At 70.4% G+C, this 9907-nt stretch carries 10 protein-coding genes; 2 read left to right on the top strand and 8 right to left on the bottom strand.

The genetic code is table 11. The annotated features are described in order from the left end of the window. Window positions 1-107 precede the first annotated feature (107 nt). From AB0I53_RS40090 to AB0I53_RS40070, 5 genes are read right to left on the bottom strand one after another with little or no spacing between them, the layout of a single operon-like run. On the bottom strand, window positions 108-1274 hold the full coding sequence (locus tag AB0I53_RS40090) for a lipid-transfer protein (protein WP_358614284.1): 1167 nt from the start codon (window positions 1272-1274) through the stop codon (window positions 108-110). Then, window positions 1271-1696, bottom strand: coding sequence for a MaoC family dehydratase (locus AB0I53_RS40085; protein WP_358614283.1), 426 nt, complete (start codon window positions 1694-1696; stop codon window positions 1271-1273). Before AB0I53_RS40085 ends, AB0I53_RS40090 begins: the two co-directional genes overlap by 4 nt. Next, window positions 1693-2649, bottom strand: coding sequence for an OB-fold domain-containing protein (locus AB0I53_RS40080; protein ID WP_358614282.1), 957 nt, complete (start codon window positions 2647-2649; stop codon window positions 1693-1695). The genes AB0I53_RS40085 and AB0I53_RS40080 overlap by 4 nt, the downstream gene beginning before the upstream one ends. A 12-nt stretch (window positions 2650-2661) precedes the next feature. Continuing rightward, window positions 2662-3834, bottom strand: a complete 1173-nt coding sequence (locus AB0I53_RS40075; RefSeq protein ID WP_358614281.1) for an acyl-CoA dehydrogenase family protein — start codon at window positions 3832-3834, stop codon at window positions 2662-2664. A gap of 8 nt (window positions 3835-3842) precedes the next feature. Continuing rightward, entirely contained in the window at window positions 3843-4895 is a 1053-nt protein-coding gene (locus AB0I53_RS40070) for an acyl-CoA dehydrogenase family protein (RefSeq protein WP_358614285.1), read from the bottom strand. A 202-nt stretch (window positions 4896-5097) separates the two neighbouring features. Here AB0I53_RS40070 and AB0I53_RS40065 point away from each other — a divergent pair, with 202 nt between their 5' ends. Further along, window positions 5098-5781, top strand: a complete 684-nt coding sequence (locus AB0I53_RS40065; protein ID WP_358614280.1) for a class I SAM-dependent methyltransferase — start codon at window positions 5098-5100, stop codon at window positions 5779-5781. Window positions 5782-5964: 183 nt separating this feature from the next. On the opposite strand, the gene AB0I53_RS40060 is transcribed toward AB0I53_RS40065, so the two are convergent. Genes AB0I53_RS40060 through AB0I53_RS40050 form a run of 3 tightly spaced genes read right to left on the bottom strand, consistent with a single transcriptional unit; the run spans window position 5965 to window position 9003 of the window. Then, window positions 5965-7038, bottom strand: coding sequence for a prenyltransferase (locus tag AB0I53_RS40060; RefSeq protein WP_358614279.1), 1074 nt, complete (start codon window positions 7036-7038; stop codon window positions 5965-5967). After that, entirely contained in the window at window positions 7025-7747 is a 723-nt protein-coding gene (locus AB0I53_RS40055; protein ID WP_358614278.1) for a methyltransferase domain-containing protein, read from the bottom strand. Before AB0I53_RS40055 ends, AB0I53_RS40060 begins: the two co-directional genes overlap by 14 nt. A 2-nt stretch (window positions 7748-7749) precedes the next feature. Then, window positions 7750-9003, bottom strand: coding sequence for a glycosyltransferase family 4 protein (locus AB0I53_RS40050; protein ID WP_358614277.1), 1254 nt, complete (start codon window positions 9001-9003; stop codon window positions 7750-7752). Window positions 9004-9164: 161 nt separating this feature from the next. On the opposite strand from AB0I53_RS40050, the gene kstR reads away from it, so the two are divergent. Beyond that, window positions 9165-9773 (top strand): cholesterol catabolism transcriptional regulator KstR, encoded by a 609-nt coding sequence (gene kstR, locus AB0I53_RS40045; RefSeq protein WP_358614276.1) that lies wholly within the window; start codon window positions 9165-9167, stop codon window positions 9771-9773. Window positions 9774-9907: the final 134 nt, after the last annotated feature.

Below are 9907 nucleotides of genomic sequence, written 5' to 3'. Positions count from 1 at the left end.
CGCAAGAGGAAGGATCAACCAAGGGCTTCATCCATGATCAACCGGGGCCGCAACACCAGCACCCGAGGTTAAACAACAAGCTATAGCAACCCAAAGTGCTCACGAGCTCACGCCGCCGACAGCACCAGGCCGCTGGTGGGGACGCCGGTTCCGGCCGTGACCACGACGTGTTCGACGTCGTCGACCTGGTTGACCGCCGAACCCCGGACCTGGCGGACCGCCTCCGCGATGCCGTTCATGCCGTGGATGTAGGCCTCGCCGAGCTGGCCGCCGTGGGTGTTCAGCGGCAGCCGCCCGCCGAGCTCGATCGCGCCACCGGCGATGAAGTCCTTCGCCTCGCCGCGCCCGCAGAAACCCAGTTCCTCCAGCTGCACCAGCACGAACGGCGTGAAATGGTCGTACAGGATGCCGACCTGGACATCCTGCGGCCCGATGCCCGCCTGCCGCCACAGCTGCCGGGCCACCACGCCCATCTCCGGCAGCGCCGCCAGGTCGTCGCGGTAGTAGCTGGTCATGGTGAACTGGTCGGCGCCGCTGCCCTGCGCGGCCGCCGCCACGACGGCCGGCGGATGCGGCAGGTCCGCGGCCCGCGCCCGGCTCGTCACCACGATCGCCACGCCGCCGTCGCTTTCCTGGCAGCAGTCCAGCAGCCGCAGCGGCTCGGTGATCCAGCGCGACGCCTGGTGATCGGCCAGGGTGATCGGCCGCTGGTAGAACCAGGCATTGGGATTGGTCGCCGCGTGCCTGCGGTCGGCGACCGCGACGCGGCCGAAGTCCTCGCTGGTGGCGCCGTAGGCGTGCATGTAGCGGCGGGCGAACATCGCGACCTGCGCGCCGGGTGTGGCCACGCCGACCGGGTAGGACCAGCTGTTGTCCAGCCCCGATGAGGTCGGCGCCCCGGCTGCCGCGGCCTGCACCTGCCCGAACCGGCTCCCGGAGCGCTCGTTGAACGCCCGGTAGCAGACCACCACCTCCGCCACACCGGTGGCGACGGCCATCACGGCCTGCTGCACCGTCGCGCACGCCGCGCCGCCGCCGTAGTGGATGCGGCTGAAGAAGCTCAGCTCCGGGATGCCCAGTTCCCGGGCAACGGCCGTCTCGGTGTTGTTGTCCATGGTGAAGGTCACCAGACCATCCACATCGGACGGTTCCAGCCCGGCGTCCGCGAGGGCGGCCCGGACGGCCTCGGCGGCCAGCTGCAGCTCGCTGCGCCCGGAGTCCTTGGAGAACTCCGTCGCGCCGATCCCGACGATCGCTGCTTCACCCGAGATCATCGCGCCACCTCCGGAAGTTCCACCCGAACCGTGCCGCTGACGTGCGTGCCGAGGCTGTTGCGGCCCAGCACCTCCACGACCAGCACGTCGCCGTCCCGCTCCAGGACCTGGCCGTGCAGGGTCAGCGCGTCGTAGGCGTAGCACGGCACGCCGAGCTTGATCGCCACACCGCGCACCAGGGCCTCCGGCCCGGCCCAGTCGGTGACGTAGCGCTGCACCAGACCGGTGGTGGTGAGGATGTTGACGAAGATGTCCTTGGAGCCCTTGGCCACCGCCAGATCTCGGTCGTGGTGCACGTCCTGGAAGTCGCGGGTGGCGATGGCGGTGCTGACCACGAAGGTCGGCGAGATCTCGATGCGTTCCTCCGGCAGCGCATCGCCGATGGCCACCTCGGCGAGCGACCGCGTTCGAGCCAGTGTCATGACGCCTTCGGCCTCCATCCCGGTAGCACCAGTTCGTCGTCGATCCGCTGGAAGTCGACCACGACCCGCTGGCCGATCTCGACCGCCGCCGGCTCGACACCTCGCAGCTCGCCGAGCATCCGCACGCCTTCGTCGAGCTCGACCAGCGCGACGACCAGCGGCAGTTCCTTGCCCGGCACCGGCGGGTGGTGGTGCACGATGTAGCTGTAGATCTCGCCGATTCCCTCGGAAACCAGGTGGGTCCGCTTCGTCGCACCGCATTCCGGGCACATCGGCCCCGGCGGGTGCCGCAGCAGCCCGCACTGGCCGCAGCGCTGGATGCGCAGCTCACCGGCCGCCGTGCCCTCCCAGAAGTAGGCGGTGTCCCGGTTGATCGCCGGCCGGATCACGTCGGAACCGGATTGTTGTTGCGGCGCTTCGGGTTTCCGCTCCGGCGGGCGGAACTTCAGGACCCGGAACAGCATCTCGGCCACCGGCTCGTCGCCGACGTACCAGGTGTTGCGGGTGGTGACGAACCAGCCCTCGCCGAGGCCGGTCTTCTTCGGCCCTACGACGCTGTCCAGCCGAGTGGTGACGGTGAGTTGTTCGCCGTGCCGCAGGTACCGGTGGTAGGTCTGCTCGCAGTTGGTCGCCACGACCGAGGTGTAGCCGGCGTCGTCGAGCGCGGCCATCATCGCGTACAGCGGGTCGTCGGTGTCGCGCTGCGGGTGCAGGCCTCCCATCGTCCACACCTGCGCCATCGCCGGGGGCGCGACCAGTCCACCGTGGACCGAAACTGCCGCATCGGTTTCCGAGGTGTAGACGGGATTCCCGTCGCCGATCGCTTCCACCCAGTTGTTGATCATCGCGAGGTTCACAGGATCGCGCGCGGCTCGCGGGGCACTGGGTCCGCGCTGCTCGATGCGGTGGGCGGCGGCCAGGATGGCATCCGCCGCGGTGGCAGTACTGGTCATGTTCCCTCCGGCTCAGCGCGGCACCCGTGGCAGGTCGAGTCCGGCAGTGGCGATCAGTTCGCGCTGCACCTCGTTGACCCCACCGCCGAAGGTGAGCACGAGGTTGCGCTTGTAGTGCACGTCAAGCCAGGCCAGCAGTTCCTCGGTGTCCACATCGGACGGGTCGCCGTGCCGGCCGACGACTTCCGCCAGCAGGCGACCGAGGTGCTGGATCCGCTCCGAGGAGAACACCTTGGTCGCCGAGGCGTCCGCGACGGACACCGGCCCGAGCGCGGCCGCCGCCGCGACCTGCCAGTTGAGCAGCTCGTTGACGCGCTCGCAGGCGCGCACCCGCGCGAGCACCCGGCGCACGTCGGGCAGTTCGAGCAGCGGCGTGCCGTCCGGCGTGGCCCGGCTCCGCGCCCACTCGCGCACCCGGTCGCGCATTCCCGCGATGCGCCCGGCCGGGCCGAGCATGACGCGCTCGTGGTTGAGCTGGGTGGTGATCAGCCGCCAGCCCTTGTCCTGCTCCCCCACCAGCATTTCCGCCGGCACGCGAACGTCCTGGTAGTAGCTGGCGTTCACGTGGTGCGCGCCGTCGCAGGTGATGATCGGCGTCCACGAGTAGCCGGGATCGCGGGTGTCCACGATGAGGATCGAGATTCCCTTGTGCTTGGGCGCATCGGGATCGGTCCGGCAGGCCAGCCAGATGTAGTCGGCGTCGTGCGCGCCGGTGGTGAAGATCTTCTGCCCGTTGACCATGTAGGAATCGCCGTCCCGGACCGCCGCGGTGCGCAGCGAGGCCAGGTCCGTGCCCGCGTCGGGCTCGGTGTAGCCGATCGCGAAGTGGATCTCGCCGGCCAGGATCTTGGGCAGGAAGAAGTCCTTCTGCTCGGGCGTGCCGTAGGCCTGCAGGGTCGGCCCGACCGTTTGCAGCGTCACAGCTGGCAACTGCACGTCCGCCCGGGCGGCCTCGTTGGCGAAGATCAGCTGCTCGACGTCGCCGAAGCCGTGACCGCCGTACTCGACCGGCCAGCCGACGCCGAGCCAGCCGTCCCGCCCCATCCGGCGCACCACGTCGCGATGCGCGGAGCAGTGCCGGTCCACCGCCATCCGCTCGCGTTCGTCGCGCGTCATGAGATCGCCGAAGTAGGCCCGCAGCTCGTCCTGCAAGGCGCGTTGCTCGGCGGTGAGCTCGATGAACATGCCCCTCCTCAGGCTCGTGCCGCGAGTACGTCCAGGCGGTGCTGCGCGCCGCCTGCCAGCCGGGCGAGGTCGGTGACCAGCGACGAGTAGCGGTGCAGCGGGTAGGTGATGTCCAGGCCGAGGCCGCCGTGCAGGTGGTGGCAGGTCTGCAGCACGGCCGGGGCCTCCTCGGCGAGCCACCACGCGGCGACCGCCAGGTCCTCGGCCGCATCGAGCCCGGCGTCGAGCCGCCAGGACGCGGACTGCGCGGCCAGGTGCAGGGTGCGGGCCGCGATGTAGACGTCGGCGATCTGCTGGGCGACGGCCTGGAAAGCGGCCAGCGGCTTGCCGAACTGGTGCCTGGTGCGCAGGTGTTCCGCAGTGTGGCCGAGTGCTCCGGCCACCGCGCCGTCACCCACCGCGCAGATGCCCGCGAGCGCGCATGCGTGCAGGTCCGCGAGCACGGCTTGGTCCGGCGCGCCGCCGAGGAACTCGCCGGGTGCGTCTTCGAGGTGAACGGCCCATTCGATGCCGGACGACGACCGCACCTGGTGCAGCGTCACGCCTCGCGCGGCCGGGTCGACCAGGACGACTCCTGGGCCGTCGGGTGTGCTCGCGGAGACCAGGATCCGGTGCGCGAGGTCGGCGTGCAGAACACCGGTCTTCGTGCCGGAGACGCGGCCGCCCGCCGCCTTGGTGCGCGGCTCGTCCGGCAACGGCGACGACGGTTCGTTCAGCGCGGCGGTCAGGATCTTGCCGTCCAGCAGCTCGTCCTGCTGAGCGTGCGTGCCGTGCCGCGCGACCGGCAGGACGCCGAATGCCAGCGTGCTCAGAGCGGGGACGTCGGCTGCGGCACGCCCGATCTCGGTGAGGACGATCGCCGTCTCCAGCACGCCGAGTCCGGCCCCGCCGAGCCGCTCCGGCACCGCCAGGGATCGCAGCCCCGCGTCGCCCAGCGCCTTCCAAATGGCCTCGTCGTAACGGGTTCCATCGCCGGGTTCACCGCGACCGGTTTCGCGTCGCAGCACCTCGACGGCCAGATCTTGCACGGATTGCTGCGTTTCTCCGAAGGCGAACTCCATCCGACCCGCCTCATCCATCGCCCGATATTGAAACTTGTTCTAGTAGTACCGGCGGGCGGGCCGCAACGCAAGCGGTCGGATGCCGCGACAACGTTGACGACCGCGCTCCGAGCCTGGTGAATGACAACAGGTTCTACCGGAACTGCGCAGTTCAGGAGGTAGGATTCCGGCGGCACCGAACCGGACCAGACGGAGGACGCACGTGACGCAGGGATCGGCCACCGACCGCGAGCAGCACCACCCGATCCCGGCGGATCTGCGCGAGCTCGCCGAGCGGGCCACCGGATTCATGCCGCCGGAAGAGGGCCAGGCGCTCTACGAGACGGCACTGGAGCACCTCGGCACCGGCGTGGCGGTCGAAATCGGCACCTACTGCGGCAAGTCCGCCATCTACCTAGGCGCCGCAGCCCGCCGCACCGGCGGCCTGATCGTCACGGTCGACCACCACCGCGGCTCCGAAGAGCACCAGCCGGGCTGGGAGTACCACGACCCGAACCTGGTCGACCCGGCCGTCGGGATGCTGGACACGCTGGGCGAATTCCGGCGGACGATCGCCGCGGCCGGCCTGGAGGACGAGGTCACCGCGATCGTCGGCCGCTCCGGCGCGGTCGCGGAGTTCTGGCGAACGCCGCTGTCGCTGCTGTTCATCGACGGCGGCCACACCGACACGGCGGCCAGCACCGACTACGAGGGCTGGGCGCACTGGCTGGCGCCGGGCGGCGCCCTGGTCATCCACGACGTCTTCCCGAACCCCGAGGACGGTGGCCAGGCGCCCTACCGGATCTACTGCCGAGCCCTGGAAACGGGAGCGTTCCGCGAAACCCGCGTCGTCGGCTCCCTCCGGGTCCTCCAACGCACCACCGGAACCCCGGGCTCCCTCCCCTAACCCAACCCTCCCCCATCCGAGGAGGGAGGCCAATTTCCCGAGAAATTGACGTTCACCCGGGTGACGGTCAATTTCTCGGGAAATTGGCCCCACCTGCAGGAACGGCGCAGAGCAGTCACAGTAGGTGATCTCCGTCGTCACCCTAGGACGGGTCAATTTCTCGTGAAATTGCGCCACCCCGGCTCAGGTGCCGGAGACGTTTTCGAGTTCGCAGCAGGGGACGTTCTCCAGCGGCAGGCCCGCCGGGAGCTTCTCGCCCCGGAAGATGCCGTTGCCCGGCGTCGCGCGGGATAGCGCGTCCGCCGCGAGGACCACCGCTGCTCCGGTCCAGGTCGAACGCTCCTCCGGCCAGCGCTTGTCATCGGCGTAGACCAGGCCTGTCCAGTACGAGCCGTCCGGGTCCCGCAGGTGTTGCATCGCCGCGAGCAGGTCGCGGGCCCGGTCGTGCTCGTCCAGCGCATCGAGGCTCAGCACCAGCTCGCATGTTTCCGCGCCGGTGACCCACGGGTGGTCGTCGACGCAGCGCACGCCGAGCCCGTCGACGACGAAGTCCGACCAGCGGGCGAACAGCCGCTGCCGCCCGGCTTCACCGCGCAACGCCCCGCCGAGGATCGGGTAGTACCAGTCCATCGAGTACCGGTGCTTCGGCGCGAACGCCTCGGGGTGGTCGCGCAGCGCATGCCCGAGCCGGCCCAGCGCCACCTCCCAACTCGGCTGCGGCTGGTCCAGGTACTCGGCCAGCGCGAGGGCGCAGCGCAGGCTGTGGTGGATGCTGGAACATCCCGACAGCAGCGCCTCGCCGGTCGGGATGCCCGACTCCCCCACCGCCCAGTCGATCTCTCCCCGCTCGCGCTGCGCGGTGAGCACGAAGTCGATCGCGGCCCGCACCACCGGCCACATCCGCTCCGCGAACCCGTCGTCGCCGCTGATCAGCAGGTAGTGCCACACGCCGACGGCCGGATACGCGCAGAAGTTGGTGTCCGAGCCGGCGTCCTCGATCCGCCCGTCGCGCACCTGCAGCGGCCAGGAGCCGTCCGGGCGCTGGGTCGCGCGCAGCCACTCGTAGGCGCGCTCGGCCTCGGCGATCAGCCCGGTCGCGGCCATCGCCATCGCCGACTCGACGTGGTCCCACGGGTCGACGTGCCCGCCCGGGAACCACGGCACCGCGCCGGATGCCAGCTGCGTCGCGGCGATGGCCTTGCCGGTCTGGGCGGCCGCCTCGGCGGACAGCACGCCCGGAACCTCAGGCCCCGGCACGGGCCGATCCCGGCTTGCCCAGGTAGACCGCGATGCTCTTGCCCATCACCGGATCCAGCAGGCGCTCGGCGGTGCGGGTGATCCAGGGGCCCTTCATCAGGTCCCACACCAGCATCCGGTGGTAGAGCTTGGGCAGCGGGTGATCGTCGTTGTCGGTGCCCACCGCGCACTTCAGCCACCAGTACGGCGAGTGCAGCGCGTGCGCGTAGTGGTGGAACGCCGGGCGCAGGCCCGCGTCGCGGAGCTTGCCGATCAGCTCGTCGGCGGAGTAGATCCGCACGTGGCCGCCCTCGACCTGGTGGTACTCGTCCGACAGCGCCCAGCAGATCTTCTCCGGCCACGAGCGCGGGACCGTCACGACCACCCGGCCGCCGGGCTTGACGACGCGCACCAGCTCGCGCATCGCCTTCTCGTCCTCGGGGATGTGCTCCATGATCTCCGAGGCGATCACGCAGTCGAAGTGCTCGTCCGGGAACGGCAGCGCGAGCGCGTCACCGGAGACGGTCTGCGCGGCGGCGCCGTCGGGAACCTGGTCCTCGGCCTTCATCGCGGCGAACATCGCCGCCACGTTCTCCAGCTCCGCGACGTCCTGGTCGAAGGCGGTCACGTCCGCCCCGCGCCGATAGAGCTCGAAGGCGTGCCGCCCCGCGCCGCAGCCCAGGTCCAGCACACGCTGGCCCGGCTGTACGCCGAGCTTTTCGAAGTCCACCGTCAGCAAGTTGCTCCCTCCCCGGCGCGCGCCTTCCGCGCGATCGCCTCGGCGTAGCAGTCGACCGTTGCCGCTGCCACCGATTTCCAGCTGTACTTCGCCAAAACCCGAGCCCGGCCGGCCTCGCCGAGCCGCTGCCGCCGATCGGCCGAGTCGAGCAGCCCGGCCAGCGCCTTCGCCAGCGCCTCGGCATCGCCGGGCGGGACGAGGTCGGCGCACTCGCCGTCCGGCCCGGCCACCTCCGGGATCGCCCCGGCGCGGCTGGCCACCAGCGGTGTCGCGCAGGCCATCGCCTCGACCGTCGGCAGCGAGAACCCCTCGTAGAGCGACGGCACGCAGGCCACCTCGGCGGAGCCGAGCAGCTCCGCGAGCGCGGCGTCGCTGATGCCGCTGACGGTGCGCACCACGTCGCCGATGGCCAGTTCCTCGATGCGCTGCTCGGTCGGGCCGCCGGGCGTCGGCTTCGCCACCAGCACCAGCTCCACGGCGCGTTCGGTGCGCAGCTTCGCGACCGCCTCCAGCAGCGTGCCGATGCCCTTCATCGGGGTGTCCGCGCTGGCCATCGCCACGATGCGGCCGGGCACCCGGGGCGCGGTCGGCGGCTTGAACACCTCGGCGTCCACGCCCAGCGGCACCACCTGCAGCTGCTTCGCGGCCACGCCGAAGTCGCGCCGGATGTCGGCGGCCGAGGATTCCGAAACGGTCAGCAGCTGCGGGATCCGCCGGGCCACCCGCGCCTGCATGCGGGTGAAGCCGTACCAGCGGCGCACCCCGACCCGTCGCCAGCCGGTGGCCCCTGCCAAGTCGACCCGGCGGTCGTGCGTGATCGGGTGGTGCACGGTCGCGACCAGCGGAATCCCGGCGCGCTGCAGGGAGAGCAGGCCGTAGCCGAGGCACTGGTTGTCGTGGACCACGTCGAACTCGTGGCGCCGGGCGCGCAGCAGCTTCGCCGCGCGCAGGCTGAAGGTCAGCGGCTCGGGGAAGCCGGCGGTCCACATGGTGCCGACCTCCAGCAGGTCGACGGCGTCACGCAGTTCCCGCCAGTCCGGAGTGCGGAACGGATCCGCCTCGTCGTAGAGGTCGAGGCTGTCCACCGCGGTCAGATCCACCCCGGGATCCAGCTCCGGGTACGGCTTGCCGGAGAACACCTCGACGTGATGGCCCAGTTCCGCCAGCCCACGGCTGAGGTGCCGGACGTAGACGCCTTGGCCGCCGCAGTGCGGCTTGCTCCGGTAGGACAGCAACGCGATCCGCACGGCTCACCTCACACAGCCCGCGCCCGGCGGGCTGGGTAGACTGGAACATGTTTCGATCGAACCACGTCGATCACCTTAACCCGTCAGGGTGGTGCGGCGACGAGCCGCGTGGTGACCACCACGCGTTTCGACCAACGAGTCTTCGAGGGGACCGACGCTGCATGGCAAGCACCTCGCGCAATGTGCTGCAAGCGCTCCGGGACGACGAGACCGGTTCCACTGCCCAGCACGAACGCCGCAAGCGAATCATCGACGCCACCATCGCGCTGGCCACCAAGGGCGGCTACGACGCGGTCCAGATGCGCACCGTCGCGGAGAAGGCCGACGTGGCGCTGGGGACGCTGTACCGGTACTTCCCGTCCAAGATCCACCTGCTGGTGACCGGCCTGGCCAGGGAGTTCGAGCGGGCCCAGGACAAGATGGACCGCACGAAGATCCCCGGCGAAACGCCTTACGAGCGGGTCATGTTCGTGCTCAACCGCACCACCCGGACGCTGCAGCGCAGTCCGCAGCTGACCGAGGCGATGACCCGCGCGTTCATGTTCGCCGACACCTCGGCGGCGGCCGAGGTCGACACCGTGGCGGCGCTGGTCGAGCGGTTCTTCACCAACGCCATGACCGTGGACGAGCCCACCGACGAGGAGAAGGCGATCGCGCGGGTGATCGGCGACGTGTGGCTGTCCAACCTGGTCGCCTGGGTGACGCGCCGCGCATCCGCGTCCGACGTCTCCAACCGCCTGGAACTCACAGTCCGCCTGCTGCTGGCGTGAGCCTTCGGTTGTGAGGCTGAGGTGAGCACTCCGGCCGTGAGTCTTTTGGGTTGCTGTAGAGGCTGTTTTGGATGTGGTGACGTCGGGTGTGGTAACGCGGGCGTTTTGTATTTGAAGCGGCGCAGCCGCTTAGC

The sequence above is a fragment of the Saccharopolyspora sp. NPDC050389 genome (assembly GCF_040655595.1).
In the GTDB taxonomy this organism is placed as follows: Bacteria; Actinomycetota; Actinomycetes; order Mycobacteriales; family Pseudonocardiaceae; genus Saccharopolyspora.
The sequence above is the reverse complement of the archived record's forward strand: the minus strand, read 5'-3'. Positions and strand labels throughout refer to the sequence as shown.